This window comes from Phocicoccus schoeneichii, assembly GCF_014635565.1.
Classification (GTDB): domain Bacteria; phylum Bacillota; class Bacilli; order Staphylococcales; family Salinicoccaceae; genus Phocicoccus; species Phocicoccus schoeneichii.
Genome location: NZ_BMDB01000001.1, coordinates 538,462 through 557,599, shown reverse-complemented (window position 1 = coordinate 557,599; position 19,138 = coordinate 538,462). Strand labels below are relative to the sequence as shown.

At 36.6% G+C, this 19,138-nt stretch carries 15 protein-coding genes; all 15 read left to right on the top strand.

The features are described 5' to 3' along the window. Positions 1-52: 52 nt before the first annotated feature. The 15 genes from topA (at position 53) to IEU51_RS02845 (ending at position 19,130) form a co-directional block, all read left to right on the top strand. Positions 53-2,122: a type I DNA topoisomerase gene (gene topA, locus IEU51_RS02915; protein WP_186087094.1), complete on the top strand. Its 2,070-nt coding sequence runs from the start codon at positions 53-55 to the stop codon at positions 2,120-2,122. 114 nt (positions 2,123-2,236) lie between these two features. Then, entirely contained in the window at positions 2,237-3,121 is an 885-nt protein-coding gene (xerA, locus tag IEU51_RS02910; RefSeq protein WP_186087097.1) for a site-specific tyrosine recombinase/integron integrase, read from the top strand. After that, positions 3,114-3,668: an ATP-dependent protease subunit HslV gene (gene hslV / locus IEU51_RS02905; RefSeq protein ID WP_186087100.1), complete on the top strand. Its 555-nt coding sequence runs from the start codon at positions 3,114-3,116 to the stop codon at positions 3,666-3,668. Before xerA ends, hslV begins: the two co-directional genes overlap by 8 nt. A 12-nt stretch (positions 3,669-3,680) precedes the next feature. After that, positions 3,681-5,048, top strand: coding sequence for an ATP-dependent protease ATPase subunit HslU (gene hslU / locus IEU51_RS02900; protein ID WP_186087102.1), 1,368 nt, complete (start codon positions 3,681-3,683; stop codon positions 5,046-5,048). Between the two features lie 21 nt (positions 5,049-5,069). After that, entirely contained in the window at positions 5,070-5,834 is a 765-nt protein-coding gene (codY, locus tag IEU51_RS02895) for a GTP-sensing pleiotropic transcriptional regulator CodY (RefSeq protein WP_186087105.1), read from the top strand. Positions 5,835-5,976: 142 nt separating this feature from the next. Continuing rightward, a complete protein-coding gene (rpsB, locus tag IEU51_RS02890; RefSeq protein ID WP_186087108.1) occupies positions 5,977-6,744 on the top strand; it encodes a 30S ribosomal protein S2 in 768 nt (255 codons plus the stop codon). 86 nt (positions 6,745-6,830) lie between these two features. After that, on the top strand, positions 6,831-7,712 hold the full coding sequence (gene tsf / locus IEU51_RS02885; protein ID WP_186087111.1) for a translation elongation factor Ts: 882 nt from the start codon (positions 6,831-6,833) through the stop codon (positions 7,710-7,712). A 65-nt stretch (positions 7,713-7,777) separates the two neighbouring features. Then, entirely contained in the window at positions 7,778-8,497 is a 720-nt protein-coding gene (gene pyrH / locus IEU51_RS02880; RefSeq protein ID WP_186087114.1) for a UMP kinase, read from the top strand. A 12-nt stretch (positions 8,498-8,509) separates the two neighbouring features. Then, positions 8,510-9,067, top strand: coding sequence for a ribosome recycling factor (frr, locus tag IEU51_RS02875; protein WP_186087117.1), 558 nt, complete (start codon positions 8,510-8,512; stop codon positions 9,065-9,067). Between the two features lie 123 nt (positions 9,068-9,190). Next, positions 9,191-9,913, top strand: a complete 723-nt coding sequence (locus IEU51_RS02870) for an isoprenyl transferase (protein WP_186087120.1) — start codon at positions 9,191-9,193, stop codon at positions 9,911-9,913. Position 9,914: 1 nt separating this feature from the next. Then, positions 9,915-10,700: a phosphatidate cytidylyltransferase gene (locus tag IEU51_RS02865; RefSeq protein ID WP_186087123.1), complete on the top strand. Its 786-nt coding sequence runs from the start codon at positions 9,915-9,917 to the stop codon at positions 10,698-10,700. Between the two features lie 10 nt (positions 10,701-10,710). Further along, the gene (gene dxr, locus IEU51_RS02860) at positions 10,711-11,844 is read left to right on the top strand and encodes a 1-deoxy-D-xylulose-5-phosphate reductoisomerase (protein WP_186087126.1); all 1,134 of its coding nucleotides are present in this window, start codon (positions 10,711-10,713) and stop codon (positions 11,842-11,844) included. Next, positions 11,838-13,133 carry an RIP metalloprotease RseP gene (rseP, locus tag IEU51_RS02855; protein ID WP_186087129.1) on the top strand — a complete coding sequence of 432 codons (1,296 nt, stop codon included), beginning with the start codon at positions 11,838-11,840 and terminating at the stop codon, positions 13,131-13,133. Before dxr ends, rseP begins: the two co-directional genes overlap by 7 nt. A 2-nt stretch (positions 13,134-13,135) precedes the next feature. Continuing rightward, the gene (locus IEU51_RS02850) at positions 13,136-14,830 is read left to right on the top strand and encodes a proline--tRNA ligase (protein ID WP_186087132.1); all 1,695 of its coding nucleotides are present in this window, start codon (positions 13,136-13,138) and stop codon (positions 14,828-14,830) included. A 37-nt stretch (positions 14,831-14,867) separates the two neighbouring features. Next, positions 14,868-19,130 carry a PolC-type DNA polymerase III gene (locus IEU51_RS02845; RefSeq protein ID WP_186087135.1) on the top strand — a complete coding sequence of 1,421 codons (4,263 nt, stop codon included), beginning with the start codon at positions 14,868-14,870 and terminating at the stop codon, positions 19,128-19,130. The last annotated feature ends 8 nt before the right edge of the window (positions 19,131-19,138 follow it).

Sequence of the window (19,138 nt, the reverse complement as noted above, 5' to 3'; positions counted from 1 at the left end):
TTCTGTGTATCATTTGTTGTTGAATACAGAAATCAATTGGGAGGCAATAATTTTGGCAGATAATTTAGTTATTGTAGAATCCCCAGCAAAAGCAAAAACAATTGGTAAGTATCTAGGAAAAAGATACAAAGTTGTTGCTTCAATGGGACACGTAAGAGATTTGCCCCGCAGTCAAACAGGTATTGACGTTGAAAATAATTATGAACCGAAATATATTACAATTCGTGGTAAAGGTCCACTTCTTACACAATTAAAAAGAGATGCTAAAAAAGCAAAAAAAGTATTTCTAGCGAGTGACCCCGATAGAGAAGGTGAAGCAATTGCTTGGCACCTTGCAACAGCTCTTGGAGAAAATAATGAATATCACAGAGTAGTGTTCAATGAAATTACAAAAGAAGCAGTTAAAGAAAGCTTCAAACATCCTCGTGAGATGGACATACAATTAGTAGATGCACAACAAGCACGTCGTATGCTTGATCGTCTTGTTGGGTACAATATTTCACCAGTATTATGGAAAAAAGTTAAAAAAGGCTTATCTGCTGGTCGTGTACAATCTGTTGCACTTAAACTAATTATTGATCGTGAAAACGAAATCCGTAATTTCAAACCAGAAGAGTACTGGTCAATAGAAGGTACTTTTAAATATAAACGTTCTAAATTTACAGGTAAGTTTTATAAGTTAAAAGAAGATAAACAGAAAACAAAACTACCTAATAAAGAAACTGTTGATAAAATTCTTTCTAAACTTTCAGGAGATTCATTCATTGTCGACTCAATTGAAAAGAAAGAAAAACTAAGATACCCAGCATACCCATTTACAACATCCACACTACAACAAGAAGCAGCAAGAAAACTAAACTTCCGTGCAAGAAAAACGATGATGTTGGCGCAACAACTATATGAAGGAATCGACATTAAAAAGCAAGGTACGATTGGTTTAATCACTTATATGAGAACAGACTCAACTCGTATCTCGCCAGTTGCGAAAGAAGAAGGTTTTAACTTCATCGAAAAAGAGTATGGTAAAGATTATGTTCTTAGACGTAAAGATAAGAAGACGGAAGGTGCACAAGATGCACATGAAGCTGTGCGTCCAACATCAATTCTTAGAACGCCTGAAGAAATGAAACCATATCTGACTCGTGACCAATATAGACTTTACAAGCTAATTTGGGATCGTTATACAGCAAGTATGATGGCACCAGCAGTGTTCGATACAGTACGTGTAGATTTAAACAATAATGACGTTATCTTCAGAAGTAATGGGCAAACGCTCAAATTCAATGGTTTCCTTCGTGTTTATGAAGAAGGCACAGATGAAAAAGAAGAAGATAAAGAAAATAGAATACCAGAATTAAGTGAAAATGATGAAGTGAAGAGTGAACAAATTGATCCAAAACAACACTTCACACAACCACCACCACGTTATACGGAAGCTCGCCTTGTTAAGACTCTTGAGGAATCAGGAATTGGGAGACCATCGACGTATGCACCAACAATTGAAACGATTCAGAAGAGAAACTACGTGAAGCTTGACCAAAGACGTTTTGTTCCAACAGAGTTAGGAGAAATCGTCAATGAACAAGTGACAGAGTACTTCCCAGATATTATTGACGTTGCATTTACAAAAGAAATGGAAGAGCAACTCGATGAAATTGCTGAAGGTAAAAAAGGTTGGGTAGAAGTTATCGATCAGTTCTACAAAGGATTTAGTCCACAAGTTGAAAAAGCGGAATCTGAGATGGAGAAAATTGAAATCAAAGATGAACCTGCTGGAATCGACTGTGAAAAATGTGGATCACCAATGGTTTATAAGATGGGACGTTATGGTAAGTTTATGGCTTGCTCAAATTTCCCAGAATGTAGAAACACAAAACCAATCGTTAAGAAGATTGGTGTGAGTTGTCCGAAGTGTGAAGAGGGCGAAGTCATCGAACGTAAGTCAAAAAAAGGACGTATATTCTACGGATGTGACAAATATCCAGATTGTGACTTTGTATCTTGGGACAAACCAATTGGAAGAGATTGTCCAAAATGTGAACATTACCTTGTCGAAACGAGAAAAGGTAAAAACGTAAAAGTGAAATGTTCAAACTGTGACTATGAAGAAGATGCATCATAAAAGTATCTAGCCACGCTAGGTACTTTTTTATGTGTTCAGAATATTATAAAGTGAGTGCAATTTTCTAACAAATGTATTAAAATATCTAAGGACAGTTTAGAAAGTGTGAGACGTATGTCATTAGAAAAACAATTTCTTGAATTATTAACACATCAAAAAAGATATTCAGAGCATACTGTTAGAAGTTATGAAAAAGACTTGGAAATGTTCAACGTGTTTTTATCAAATGAGCACTTAACATTTGATACATTTCAATTTCAGGACGCAAGAAATTTTTTGAGTTTTTTATATGATCAAGGCCTTAAAAAATCAAGTGTTTCAAGAAAAATTTCATGTCTCAGAAGTTTTTATAACTATCTGATTCGAAATGGTCACATAGAAAAGAATCCGTTTTTAAATGTACCTTTTCCAAAAGAAGAGCAGCATTTACCAGATTTTTTATTTGAGAATCAAATAAATGAACTTTTGGAATCTCTAGACAAAAATTCAAAAATGTATACAAGAAATAGAGCAATTCTAGAATTGTTTTATGCGACAGGTATACGTTCAGAAGAACTTTTGACTCTAACTCTTGATAGAATAGACTTAAAGATGGGTATCATTAAAGTAACAGGTAAGGGTAAGAAAGACAGACTTGTTCCTTTGAATGAACATGCAACAGATGCAATTAATGAATACGTTGAAATTTTTAAAGACAAGATTATTGAGCACGACGCTTTATGGCTAAATCATAATTTGAGACCATTAACAGACAGAGGTCTCAGATATGTTGTGAATGATTTGATGAAGAAAAGCGCCATTCAAACGGGTCTTCATCCTCATGCTTTAAGACATACGTTTGCGACGCACATGTTGAATAGTGGTGCTGATATCAGAGCAGTCCAAGAGTTGCTTGGACATGAGTCGTTATCGACGACTCAGAAATATACACACTTATCGAGAGAACAGCTTAGAAGAGAATATTTAAATGCACACCCATCAAATAGAAGGGATGATTAAATTGGCAATTAAAGGAACTACGATATTTGCGATAAAACACAATGGACAATCTGCAATGGCAGGTGACGGTCAAGTGACTCTTGGCAATCAAGTAGTAATGAAACATAATGCACGTAAAGTGAGACGATTATATGAGAATAAGGTTGTTGCAGGATTTGCAGGAAGTGTAGCTGATGCATTTACACTTTTTGAAAAATTTGAGGGCAGATTGTTCCAATATAACGGTAATCTTGAACGTGCAGCAGTAGAGCTTGCAAAAGAGTGGAGAGGCGACAAGATGCTTCGTCAACTTGAAGCAATGCTTATAGTGATGAACAAAGACACGATGCTATTAGTGTCAGGAACAGGAGAAGTAATCGAACCTGATGATGGTATCTTAGCAATTGGAAGTGGTGGAAACTTTGCGCTCAGTGCAGGACGCGCAATGAAACTTCATGGTGAAAACCTGAAAGCAGAAACGATTGCGTATGATGCACTTAAGATTGCAAGTGAGATATGTGTGTTCACTAATGATAGAATTATTTTAGAGACAATTGACGGTGAGTAAAGGAGTACGATTATGTCAAACAATTTATCACCAAGAGAAATAGTAGAGAAATTAAATGAAAACATTGTGGGTCAAACAGATGCGAAACGTAAAGTAGCCATCGCAATGAGAAATAGATATAGAAGAATGCGTTTAGACGAGTCACTACGTGCTGAAGTTATTCCAAAAAATATCTTAATGATCGGACCAACAGGTGTGGGTAAAACAGAAATTGCAAGACGTATGGCTAAGATTACTGGCGCCCCATTTACTAAAGTAGAAGCAACTAAATATACTGAAGTAGGGTATGTAGGTAGAGATGTTGAATCTATGGTGCGTGACCTCGTTGAGGCAAGTGTTAAACTCGTGAAAGAACATGCTGTAAAAACTGTTGAAGATGAAGCGACTAAACTTGCAAATGAAAAAATTGTAAAACTATTAGCACCAGGAATCTTTAAGAAGAAAACAACGACTAATCCATTCGAGATGTTACAAAACTTTGGTCAAGAACAAGAAGATATTGAAGAAGTAGATGATACTGTTCGTACAAAGAGAAAAGATGTCGCAAATGATTTAGAAAAAGGTCTACTTGAAGAAAAAGATATTGAAATTGAAGTGGCAGAAGAACAAAGTCTTGGTATGATGATGCCTGGCATGGATAATGGCATGGGCGACATGTTAAAAAACATGATGCCGAAAAAGAAAAAGAAACGTACGATGAAAGTAAAAAAAGCGCGTGAGTATTTAAAGCGTGAACAAGCAGAACTTTTGATTGATTCAGATAATGTAAATGAAGAAGCAATAAAACTTGCTGAATCACTTGGTATTATTTTTATCGATGAAATTGATAAGATTGCTATGAATAATAACAATCAAGCAGGAGTATCTCGTGAAGGTGTGCAACGTGACATCTTGCCAATTGTTGAAGGAAGTGTCGTAGAGACTAAATATGGTCCAGTAAACACAGAACACATCCTTTTCATTGGTGCTGGAGCATTCCATGTGTCTAAACCAAGCGATTTAATTCCAGAATTACAAGGTCGTTTCCCAATCAGAGTAGAGCTCGACAAATTATCTGCAGATGATTTCATCAGAATTTTAAAAGAACCAAAGAATTCTCTCTTAAAACAGTATGAAGCACTCTTACAAACTGAAGAAGTAACAATTTCATATACTGATGGAGCGATAGAGAAGCTCGCGACATATGCATATGATGTCAATAGTGAAACGGATGATATTGGAGCAAGACGTCTTCATACAATCATGGAAACGCTACTTGAAGAACTTCTATTTGAAGCGAGCGGCATGGCTGGTACGCACGTAGAGATTACAGAACAATATGTAGACTCTAAATTAGAAAAAATTAAAAGTGATAAAAACTTAAGTGAGTTTATTTTATAGAATAGGAAGTGTTAAATTAAAATGGCAACGTTATTAAAACGAGCACGGGAATTAAAGAACTTAATACAGGAGAATGTAGACTTTGAAGAATTGGCAGATCAGATGAGCCATATCTTAGATTGTAATACTTTCATCGTTTCAGACAAGGGCGCTTTACTCGGGTATGGGACGCATCATGAAGAATTAACAAACAGAAGAATGCAAGAAATGATTGAAACGCGTCAATTCCCAGATTACTATATGAAACAAATTATGAATCTAAAAGATACTTTAGAAAATATTGGCTTTGAAAACTCAATGACAATATTTCCAGAAGAAGAATCATACCAATCATCAGAAACTTGTATCATCCCAATCTTTGGTTCAGGCATTCGTCTAGGAACTTTAATTGTAGGTCGTGTACAAGAAAAATTCACCGGTGAAGATCTAGTTCTATGTGAATATTCAAGTACTGTAGTAGGTATGGAAATGATGCAAGAACGTCAACACGAAATAGAAAAAGCAGCAAGAGATAAAGCGAGCATTGCTATGGCAATTCGTTCACTTTCATACTCTGAAAAAGAAGCGATTGAGCACATTTTTGAAGAGTTAAACGCTCCTGAAGGATTATTAGTTGCATCAAAAGTGGCAGACAGAGTAGGTATTACACGTTCTGTAATCGTGAACGCACTGCGTAAATTAGAGAGTGCTGGTGTTATCGAATCACGTTCACTCGGTATGAAAGGTACATTCATTAGAGTAAGAAAGCCTGGATTCTTAGAAGAGTTAAATAAAGAATCTTTTTAATACTTGAAAATGCGTTCTATGTATGATAATATTTTTAATGGCTTGAAAGCCAAATTACACACGATTTAGTAGGTTGTTTATCGGTGCCTTTATAGGTGGTAAACATCGCTTTATCGGAGGTAAAAACCAAGGAGGAAATAAAATGTCAGTAATTAGTATGAAACAATTACTAGAAGCTGGTGTACATTTCGGACACCAAACTCGCCGTTGGAACCCAAAAATGAAGAAATATATCTTCACTGAGCGTAACGGCATCTACATCATCGATCTTCAACAAACAGTTAAAAAAGTTGGAGAAGCTTACGATTTCATTAAAGGTATCGCTGAAGAAGGCGGACAAGTTTTATTCGTAGGTACTAAAAAACAAGCACAAGAAGCAATCAAAGAAGAAGCTGAACGTGCTGGTCAATTATACGTTAACGAAAGATGGTTAGGTGGTATCTTAACGAACTACAACACTATCAAAGGACGTATTAAGAGAATTGACGAAATCGAAAAAATGGAAGCAGACGGTTTATTCGAAGTACTTCCTAAAAAAGAAGTTGTTGAAATTCGTAAAGAATACGACCGCTTAAACAAATTCTTAGGTGGTATCCGCAACATGAAAGATATGCCAAAAGCAATCTTCATCGTTGACCCACGTAAAGAAAGAAACGCAATTAACGAAGCTAAGAAATTAAATATTCCTGTTGTAGCAATGGTTGATACGAACTGTGATCCAGATGAAGTTGATTACGTAATCCCTTCAAACGACGATGCAATTCGTGCAGTACGCCTTATGACTTCAAAAATGGCAGACGCTGTTCTAGAAGCACAAAAAGGTGTATCTGATCAAGAAGTTGCTGAAGAGCAAAATATTGATTTAACTGAAGAAGAAACTACTGAAGAAGTAGCATCAACTGAAGAGTAAAATAAACAACATGGTGATAAGTAACTCGTTTCTTATCACCTTTTTTTGAAAATACTGATAAAAATATAATTGTGGAGGAATTCATAATGGCACAAATTACAGCTAAATTAGTAAAAGAATTACGTGATAAAACAGGCGCAGGTATGATGGATTGTAAAAAAGCGTTACAAGCAACTGACGGAGACATCGATGCTGCAATCGACTACTTACGTGAACAAGGTATTGCTTCTGCTGGTAAAAAAGCAGACAGAATCGCAACTGAAGGTCTTGTTGAAATTGCAATCAATGGTAACGATGCTGCAATCGTTGAAGTTAACGCTGAAACTGACTTCGTAGCACGTAACGATCAATTCCAAAACTTAGTTAAGAAAATCGCTGAACATATCGTAGCAACTAAACCAGCTGATCTTGAGGAATTAAACAACTCTGAAATCGATGGTCAAACAGTTGAAGAGTTAATGAAATCAGCAATTGCAACAATTGGTGAAAACATGAACATCCGTCGTTTCCAAGTTGAATCTAAAACAGACAACGATGCATTCGGTGAGTACAAACACATGGGTGGTACTATCGGTGTGTTAACTGTAGTTGAAGGTTCTACAGATGAAGAAGTAGCTAAAGATGTAGCAATGCATGCTGCTGCTTTAAATCCTAAATACACTTCAGCTGATGAAGTATCACAAGAAGAATTAGATCAAGAGAGAGAAGTATTACGTAACCAAGCACTTAACGAAGGTAAACCTGAAAATATCGTTGACAAAATGGTTGAAGGTAGAATGCGTAAGTACTTAGAAGAAATCGTAATCACAAGCCAACCATTTGTTAAAGACAGTGACAAAACTGTTGGCGAATTCCTTAAAGGAAACGGTGCAACTCTTAATACATTCGTACGTTACGGACTTGGTGAAGGTCTAGAAAAACGTAACGAAGACTTCGCAGAAGAAGTATTCGGTCAAATGGGCCAATAATATAAAAAGACACTTCGGTGTCTTTTTTCTCTATATAGCAGAAAACATATAAAAGGATGAACAAAATGGAAACTTCAAAATATAAACGTATCGTTTTAAAGTTGAGCGGTGAAGCTTTAGCTGGTGGGGAAGGTTTTGGAATTAAGCCTGACGTTATTAAGACAGTTGCCAAAGAAATTGCAGAAGCGCGTGAATTAGGTGTAGAAATTGCAGTTATCGTTGGTGGAGGTAACATTTGGAGAGGTAAAACAGGTAGTGACTTAGGTATGGAACGTGGTACAGCAGACTATATCGGTATGCTTGCGACAGTTATGAATTCTCTTGCTTTACAAGATAGCTTAGAGCAACTTGGACTAGATACTCGCGTATTAACATCAATCGAAATGAAGCAAATTGCTGAACCGTATATTCGTAGAAGAGCAATTCGTCACTTAGAAAAAGGCAGAGTCGTAATTTTTGCTGCTGGTATTGGTAACCCATACTTCTCAACAGATACAACTGCAGCATTAAGAGCGGCTGAAATCGATGCAGATGTTATTCTTATGGGTAAAAACAACGTTGATGGTGTATATTCAGCAGATCCGAAGCTTGATCCAAAAGCTAAAAAGTTCGATACGCTTTCATATATCGAAGTTTTACAAAAGAATTTACAAGTTATGGACGCAACAGCAACATCCTTTTGTATGGACAACTCTATTCCACTTGTGGTATTTTCAATATCAGAAGATGGTAACATTAAACGCGCTGTAACAGGCGAAAATATTGGGACTACAATTACTAAGTAAAGAGGGAACAAAATGGCTAACGAAGTTTTAAAAAATGCAGAAGACAAAATGAAACAATCTATTAGCGCATTAGAAAGACAACTTGCAAGTATTCGTACAGGTACTGCAAACGCAAGTCTTTTAGATCGAGTAACTGTAAATTACTATGGTGCAGATACTCCATTAAACCAACTTGCAAACATTCAAGTACCTGAAGCACGTATGTTAACTGTAACACCGTATGACAAGAGTTCAGTAGATGATGTTTTAAAAGCAATCCAAGCTGCTGATTTAGGTGTGAACCCAACAAGTGACGGTACAATGATTCGTATCACAATTCCACAACTTACTGAAGAACGTCGTAAAGACCTTTCTAAAGAAGCACGTGCTGAAGGTGAACAAGCGAAAGTCGCGATCCGTAATATCCGTCGTGATGCAAATGACGCACTTAAAAAACAAGAAAAAGATTCAGAAATCAGTGAAGATGAATTACGTACTTTAGAAACACAAGTACAAGATTTGACAAATAAATACACTGCTGAAATCGACACAGTTTGCGATAACAAAGAAAAAGATATCATGGCTGTTTAATTTAAATTTCAATCATACAGGTAACTTGCGTACCTGTATTTTTTTATGTGCATTTATGATAAAATTAAATAATATCTATGCTTAAAACACATGTGTATTATTTTATAAAAGGGGCTACACTAAATGGACACTTTAATGAGGAATATACCGCAACATGTAGCCATCATTATGGATGGAAATGGTAGATATGCAAAACGCCTTGGAATGCCTCGTATTAAAGGACATCAAGAAGGTATGGAGAATGTTAGGCGAATCGCGCTTACTGCAAATGAGTGCGGTGTAAAATATTTAACTCTCTTTGCATTTTCTACTGAAAACTGGACAAGACCTTCTAAAGAAGTGTCTTTTTTAATGAAACTACCCGGTAATTTTTTAGGAAAGTTTTTACCAGAACTAAAAGATAAAAACATTAAAATTAGAACAATCGGTAATTTTGACGGATTACCGAAACATACACAAAAGTCTGTTTCAAAAGCTGTTTTAGAAACAGCAGAAAATTCAGGTATGGAACTAATCTTCGCTCTGAACTACGGATCTCGTGATGAGATTATTCACGCAGTTAAATCAGTCGTAGAGTCTGTTCAAAATGGAGATACAGCAATAGAAGATATAAATAATGAATTCTTCAGTCAACACCTCTTTACAAAAGATGTGCCAGACCCAGAAATTTTAATTAGAACAAGTGGCGAATATAGAATCAGTAACTTTTTACTATGGCAGATTTCTTATAGCGAACTCTTTTTTGCTAATGAAAGTTGGCCAGAATTTACACCAGAAAACTTTGAAGATATACTATCTCAATATCAAAAGAGAGAGAGACGTTTTGGAGGTTTAAAGGAGGAATAGCATGAAGACTCGAACGATTACTGCAGTAGTTGCATTACTTATCGCACTACCGTTTGTCATCTATGGCGGACTACCATTTTTAATTGCAGTATATGCCATGGCTTATATTGCGCTTTATGAGATTTTGAAAATGAATCGCATACATATATTCAGCACGCCTGGAATATTATCAATGATTGCATTATTCTTCGTACTCAGTCCAAATGATCGATATTTACCATTTCTACACGGGCATCAAGTAGAGTTACTAATTGGGATCGCGCTTGTCATGCTGTCATTTACAGTAATATCTAATAATAGATTTAGTTTTGTAGATATGGGCTTTTGTGTCCTTGCTGTCGCTTACATCGGAATTGGTTTTATGTATGCCTACGAGACAAGAAGTGCTGGGTTTATCTACTTAATTTATGCACTTTTAATTGTGTGGGTTACAGATACGGGTGCTTATTTATTTGGACGCGCATTTGGTAAAAATAAATTGTGGCCAAGAATTAGCCCAAATAAAACAATTGAAGGTTCAGTGGGTGGCACTCTGTGTGCTGTTTTATTAGCTGTTTCCTTCTCGTTAATGAATTATCTTGATACGAGCATGATTTCACTTGCAATTTTCACTGTAATTTTAAGTATTTTTGGTCAAATGGGAGACCTTGTGGAATCTGCTTTAAAGAGACATTTTGATGTGAAGGACTCAGGAACAATTCTACCTGGACATGGGGGAATATTAGACCGGTTTGATAGTTTTATTTTTGTTCTACCCCTCATGAACATCCTACCAATTATCCAATAGGAGACAGATTATGAAAATCATATCAATACTTGGAGTTTCGGGATCTATCGGGACACAAGCGATAGATGTATTAAGAAACCATAAAGATAAATTTCAATTAGGTGCGATTTCTGTAGGAAGAAATATCAATTACTTAGAAGAAATCCTAGAAGAATTTAATCCACCACTTGTATCAGTGATGGAGGAATCAGATTATCTTAATTTAAAACAAAAATATCCCGAGATAGAATTCACATATGGTGATGAAGGTCTCATAGATGTTGCGACGTATAAAACCGATCTATTACTTACCGCTGTAATGGGTAGTGTTGGATTAATACCTACAATTAAAGCCATTGAAAGTGGTACGGATATTGCACTCGCAAATAAAGAGACGCTTGTTGCAGCAGGAAGTATAGTCATGCAAAAAGCTAAAGAATATAACGTAAAAATTATTCCTGTAGATTCTGAGCATTCGGCAATTTATCAATGTTTAAATGGTGAGAATCTAAATGAAGTTAAAAATATTATCATCACAGCAAGTGGTGGGAGCTTCAGAGATTTAACTCGTGAAGAGTTAAAGTCTGTGACACTTAAAGATGCCTTAAATCATCCAAACTGGTCAATGGGACAAAAAATCACAATTGATAGTGCGACGATGATGAACAAAGGATTAGAAGTTATCGAAGCGAAACATCTTTTTGATTTAGAGACCACACAGATAAAGACACTCTTACATCGTGAAAGTATTATTCATTCCATGGTAGAATTTGTAGATAACAGTATGATGGCTCAAATTGGTAACTCAGATATGAGGACTGCAATTCAGTATGCATTTAGTTATCCTGAGCGTATTTATAAAGATAACCCATTAGACTTTAATACAATCAGCACATTAAATTTCAAACCAATGGACTTAGAACGCTTCAAGATGTTGAAATTTGCATACGATGCATTAGAAATTGGTGGAACAATGCCTGCTGTTATGAATGCAGCGAATGAGTTTGCTGTAGCAGAGTTTTTAAATGGAAAAATAGAGTTTTTAGAGATTGAAGATATTGTGGAAAGTAGAATGAATCAACACCAAGTTGTACAAAATCCAGACTTAGAAACAATTCTTTATTACGATGCACTATACAAAAGAGTGGAGGTAAACGAGTGGTAGGTATTTTAGCATTTATCGTCGTTTTTGGTCTACTTGTTACAGTCCATGAGCTTGGACATTTATTATTTGCGAAGCGTGCAGGTATTTACTGTCCTGAATTTGCGATTGGTATGGGACCAAAAATATTTTCATATAAATTTAATGACACACTCTACACGATTCGATTACTGCCAGTTGGTGGTTACGTTAGAATGTCAAGTGCGGACATGGAAGTTAACCCACTAAAACCAGGTATGAGCATTAGTATTCGTTTAAACGAACAAAATGAAATTACTCACGTTTTACTGGATGATAAACATAACTTCACAAATGTAGAAAAAGTAGAAGTAATCGAGAATGATTTTATGAAAGAAATGGTTCTCGTTGCAAATAGATATAGTGATAATGAAGTGATCACTTACCATCTTGCAGATACGTCTTATTACGTTGAAAACTCTGAATTAGAACGTATCCCAAGACGTGATGAAAGATTTGAGACTAAGAGTCCCTTCGCAAAATTTATGACATTATTTGCGGGGCCATTATTCAACTTCTTACTAGCTGCAGTACTTTTCATCGTTTTAGCGTATGCAATCGGACGACCAAGTACTGAACCGATTGTTGGAGAAGTACAGAGCGAGTCTCCTGCAGAAGATTCAGGATTAGTGCAAAACGATAAAATTATCGGAATCAACAATGAAACTGTGAAAGACTGGACAGATATGACTGTATTAATCCAAAAACATGGTGAAGGTGGAGAAGCACTAAACCTTGAAGTTGAACGCGATGGAAATGTCGAACAAATTAATTTAGAACCCGCAGTGGACAGAATTGAAGGACCTGATGGGTCAGTTCATGAACGTCTAATTATTGGTGTGATGCCAGTCAGAGAAAAAGGTGCATTTGCTCCAATACTATGGGGACTGGAAGACACATATGATAACGGGACAAAAATTTTCAAATTATTAGTGCAAATGATTGGTTCGATTTTTAACGGTACATTTAGTTTCGATATGTTAAACGGACCAGTAGGAATTTATAAAGTAACAGAAACAGTTGCTGCACAAGGATTGATTGCTCTGACATTATTTACGGGCATGCTCAGTGTGAACTTAGGAATCGTCAACCTATTACCGATTCCCGCTTTAGACGGTGGGAGAATTCTGTTTGCATTATACGAAATGATTTTTAGAAAACCTGTGAATAGAAAAGTTGAAATTAACATTCAAATCGTAGGAGTATTATTTGTTATTTTAATTATGATCTTAGTCACTTGGAATGATATTAAAACGTTCATTATAGGAGGATAAAAATGCGTCAAACACAAATGTTTATACCAACTCAAAGAGAAGTACCATCTAGTGCAGAGAGTTTAAGTCATAGGCTGATGTTACGTTCAGGAATGATTAAACAACTCGCTGCGGGGATATATACGTATTTACCTATCACGAAATTAGTTTTAAATAATATCGAACAAATCGTGAGAGAAGAAATGAATGCAATTGGTGGAGCAGAAGTCTTAATGCCCGTATTACATCCTAAAGAACTTTGGGAAGAATCCGGTCGTTGGGACAAATACGGTAGTGAATTAATGAGAATGAGCGACCGTCATGATCGTGAGTTTGCACTTGGGCCAACTCATGAAGAAGTCATCGTGTCACTTGTACGTGATGAATTAAAGAGTTACAAGAAATTACCACTAACGCTTTACCAAATTCAAACGAAATTCAGAGATGAATTAAGACCAAGATTTGGATTATTACGTGGACGTGAGTTCATCATGAAAGATGCATATTCGTTCCATGTAGATGAAGAATCATTAAGAAAAACATATCAAGATATGTATCAAGCATACTCAAACATTTTTACTAGAGTAGGACTAGACTTCAGAGCAGTTGAAGCGGACAGTGGAGCTATCGGTGGTTCACATACGCATGAGTTCATGGCTTTATCTGAAATTGGTGAAGATACGATTGCATACACTGAAAACAGTGATTACGCAGCGAACATCGAAAAAGCGGAATGCTTAAGACCAACTGAATTCAGTATTGAAGAGAAAAGAGATATTGAGAAAATCGAGACTCCAGATGTTGCATCGTGTCAGGCACTTGCAGATTTACTTGAAATCGACTTAAAAGAAACAACGAAAACAATGGTCGTTAAAGTTGATGGTGAGCTTGTTATGATCGTGTTACGTGGAGACCATGAGTTAAACGATATAAAAGTGAAGAAATATTTTGAAGCGAGTAACGATGTTGAATTTGCAGAGGAAGCAGAAATTTTAGAAGTGTTTAATGCACATCCTGGATCTCTTGGTCCTGTAAATTCTCCGGTTAAAGTTTACATCGACTATCAAGTTGAAGCGATGAGAAACTATCCGGTTGGAGCGAATGAAGATGGTTACCACTTCAAGAATGTAAACGAATCTGATTACACAGTAGAAGGTACAGGAGATTTCAGATTTATTACTGAAGGGGAAATGGCTGCTGACGGCAGTGGTCCAGTTAAATTTAGAGAAGGTATCGAAGTTGGCCAAGTATTCGAGCTCGGTACGACTTATTCTGAAAAAATGGGACTTACAGTGCTAGACAAAAATGGACGTGCGACTCCAGTGTTAATGGGTTGTTACGGAATTGGTATTTCGCGTACATTATCTGCAATCATTGAGAAATATCATGATGATAACGGAATTATGTGGCCAAAATCAGTGACACCTTTCGACATTCATGTCATTTCAATGAATGTTAAAAAAGACGATATCGTTGAAGTGGCTGACTCACTCTACACAGATTTAGAGAAGTCGTACAAAGTACTATACGACGACAGAGATGAGCGTGCAGGCGTTAAGTTTGCTGACTCAGACTTAATTGGTATCCCAGTTAGAGTTGTTGTTGGTCGCGGTGCAGCTGAAGGAATCCTAGAAGTGAAGTTCAGAAATAGTGATGAAAAACATGAAGTCAAATTAGATGAATTACAGAGCTTTATAGAAGAAAACTACAACGCGTAAATCACACGATTTACGCGGTTTTTTAGGAGTGGGACTTGTGAATACAAAAGAGCAATTTAAGGTGCTTTTGACGCAATTAGATATGGAGAGTACTGATGCGCTCGATACAGGTCAATTAAAACGTGTTGTTGTTGATGATAAGAATCGAGAGTGGCAACTACACATTCATTTTGAAACTCTAATATCATATCCAATCTATCAACAGCTAAAAGTAAATATTCATGAAACGTTTAGTAAAATTGCGAATGTAGAACTCATAGTGACGACAGATAATTTTACGGATCATGATGTTTATCAATACTTAGAATGTTGTTTAGAAGATATAAATGTGAGTACAAACTTCTTGCGACAAGTGCTTAATGCACGAAAAACATTTCAAGAAGATGTCCTGAGATTCAGTTTTAATAATGATATTTTAAAGAATTATTTCGATAAAAACATCAAAGCAAATTTATTAAAACAATATACGAATCTTGGAATTAACATTAAGATGATAGAGTCGGTTGTGGATATTGCACAGCAGCAAGAGGAAGAAAACTCTATGCAAGAGCGCTTAGAAGAAGAACGTATCAAGTTCTTAGAAGAATTCCAGAAGTCACAAAATGAAAAAGTTGAAGTGGTTGACGCACCAGTTGTTAAACAGATTGGTAAACATATGAACTTTGACGGGGTACGTCCACTTGAAAACGTTATAGAGGAAGAGTTCAACGTAAAAGTTGAAGGTGTGATTTTCCAAAAAGATGTTATTACGACGAGAACAGGCAAAAAAATCTTGAATATGAAAGTAACGGATTATACCGATTCAATTCAAGTGAAAAAGTTCGGTCGTAATGGTGAAGAAGATGTGTTCGAAGCATTATCTAAAGGTGACTGGGTCATAATTGAAGGTAACGTAGAATATGATGAATTTGCGCGTGATCTCGTTTTAAACTTACGTGCTCTAACTCTTATCGATAAACCCAAGCACACTGATAGTAGTGAAAGTAAACGTGTAGAACTTCATCTACATACAATGATGAGTGCAATGGATGGTGTAACGAAAGTTCAAGAGTTTATTGATCGAGCTGAAGAGTATGGGCACACGAGTATCGCAATCACTGACCACAATAATGTTCAAGCATTCCCGGAAGCATACAACTATGCGAAGGGTAAAGACATCAATGTCATTTTTGGTATGGAAGCTAATCTCGTAAACGATGGTGCAAGACTTGCATTTAAAGAAAAAGATGTATTTTTAGAAGAAAGTACATATGTCGTATTTGACGTTGAGACGACAGGTCTATCCAGTCGATTCGATAAAATAATAGAACTCGCAGCAGTGAAAGTTCATAACGGTGAAATAGTAGATAAGTTTGAAAGCTTTATTAATCCACACGAACCACTTTCAGAAGTCATTAAGAACTTAACAGGAATCACAGACGGTATGCTTGTAGATGCGCCTGAGTTTAAAGATGTACTTCCTAAGTTTAAAGAATGGGTTGGAGACGCAATATTTGTTGCGCATAATGCGACTTTTGATATGGGCTTTATCGACACAGCGTATGAAACACTCGGATATGGTCCGTCAACAAACGGTGTTGTGGACACTTTAGAAATCACTAAAGTTTTAAATAAAGATCTAAAACGTCATAACTTAGCGGCGCTCTCTAGATATTACAACGTTGAACTAGTGAGTCACCATAGAGCGATTTATGACGCAGAAGCAACAGGATATATCTTTATAAAAATGCTTCAGCAACTAAAAGAAGCGGGTATTACGAAACATAATGAACTGAACACACTAGCGAGAGAAGACGCGTATAAACTAGGTCTGACAGATCACGCGACAATTCTAGTTAAGTCTCAAGAAGGATTGAAAAATCTATTTAAGATTGTTTCAGACTCATTGACGACAAGTTTTTATCAAGTACCGCGTGTGAGACGTAGTGTACTAGAAGAATATCGCGAAGGTCTATTAATTGGAAGTGCGTGTGACAACGGTGAAGTGTTTAGTGCGATGCTTCAAAAATCATATGAAGCGGCACGCGACGTGGCTCATTTCTATGATTATCTCGAAATTTTCCCGAAATCACTTTACAACAATCTTTTCGCGCGTGAAATGATCAAAGATGACGCGATGTATGAAGAGCTTGTGCACAATATGATTGCGCTCGGTAAAGAACTCGGTATTCCAGTTGTTGCCACTGGAAATGTACATTACCTTGATCCAAAAGATAAACTCAGAAGAGAAATTATCATAAAAGGAAACCCAGGTAATCCGCTGTCACGTTCAGTATTACCAGATGCTCATTTTAGAACAACGACAGAAATGCTTAAAGACTTTGCGTTTTTAGGTGAAGAAGAAGCGTTTGAAATCGTCGTTAAAAATACGAATTTAATTGCAGATATGATTGAAGATGTAGAAGTCATCAAAAAAGATTTATACACACCAAAAATTGAAAATGCAGAACAAGAAATTGAAGAAATGACTTATAGTAATGCAAGAAAACTATATGGTGAAAATCTACCAAGTATCATTGAAGAACGTTTAGAATTCGAGCTCAATAGTATAATCGGTAACGGGTTCAGTGTAGTATACTTAATTTCGCAAAAACTCGTTAAAAAGTCATTGGATGATGGGTACTTAGTTGGTTCGCGGGGTTCTGTCGGTTCATCACTTGTAGCGACAATGATGGAGATTACAGAAGTGAACCCGATGCCACCGCATTATATCTGTCCAAACTGTAAAGAAAGTCACTTCTTTAACGATGGTAAATATAACTCAGGTTATGATTTGCCTGATAAAAACTGTGAAGTCTGTGACGTTCCTATGATAAAAGAAGGACAAGATATCCCGTTCGAAACGTTCCTAGGATTCGAAGGAGACAAAGTACCAGATATCGACCTTAACTTCAGTGGGGAGTATCAGGCAAAAGCCCATGCGTATACGAAAGAACTGTTCGGGGAAGACTATGTGTATCGTGCAGGAACAATTTCAACACTTGCTGATAAAACAGCATTCGGTTACGTTAATGGATACATGAACGACAATGGTCTCGTGAAGCGTAAAGCTGAAATCGATCGCCTCGCAAGTGAAGCGGAAGGGATTAAGAGAACGACTGGACAACACCCAGGTGGTATTATCGTAATACCAAACGATATGGACGTATTTGATTTTACGCCAATTCAATATCCAGCAGATGATACAGAAGCAGAGTGGCGTACGACGCACTTTGACTTCCACTCAATCGATGAGAACGTACTGAAACTAGATATATTAGGTCACGTTGACCCAACGATGATTCGTATGCTCGAAGACTTAACGGGTCTTGATCCGAAAACAATTCCAGCAAACGATGAACGTACGATGAGCCTCTTTAAAGGTCCAGAAACACTTGGAGTGACTAGAGAAGAAATTCACTCTGAAACAGGAACATACGGTGTACCTGAATTCGGAACGAACTTCGTACGTGAGATGCTCGTAGATACAAAACCAAGTACATTCGGTGAACTCGTCCAAATCTCAGGACTGTCACATGGAACGGACGTATGGCTTGGAAACGCACAAGATTTAATTAGAAAAGGTATTTGTGACTTATCAAGTGTAATCGGGTGTCGTGACGATATCATGGTAACTCTAATGTACAAAGGATTACCTCCAGCAGTCGCCTTCCAAATTATGGAGAGCGTACGTAAAGGACGTGGACTTCGTCCGGAATGGATCAGCATTATGAAAGAAAACGGAGTCGAAGACTGGTATATTGAATCATGTAAGAAGATTAAATACATGTTCCCGAAAGCACACGCAGCCGCATATGTACTGATGGCATTTAGAATCGCATACTTTAAAGTTCACTATCCAAAGGAATATTACGCGACTTATCTTTCAGTACGAGCAGCAGACTTTGATCTATTACTCATGACAAGAGACCGTTCAACAGTAAGTGCACGTGTGAAAGAAATGAAAGATGAGTACAACGAATTGTCTAAGAAAGAAAAAGACTTACTTGTTGTATTAGAAGTTGTAAACGAAATGCTTCATAGAAATATTAAGATGAAACCAGTCGACATCGAAAAATCAGATCCAATTAACTTTATTATCGATGGAGATAGTTTAATTCCTCCATTTGTAGCAGTTCCTGGACTTGGAGCAAGTGTTGCAAGAACGATAGCTAAAGTTAGAGAGACTGAGAAGTTTATCTCTAAAGAAGATTTAAACAAAAAAGCAGGAGTGTCACAGAAAGTTGTAGAATATCTCACAGAGCTTGGCAGTCTTGATCATTTACCAGATAAGGCTCAGCTTTCTATATTCGACATTTAAAAATATAT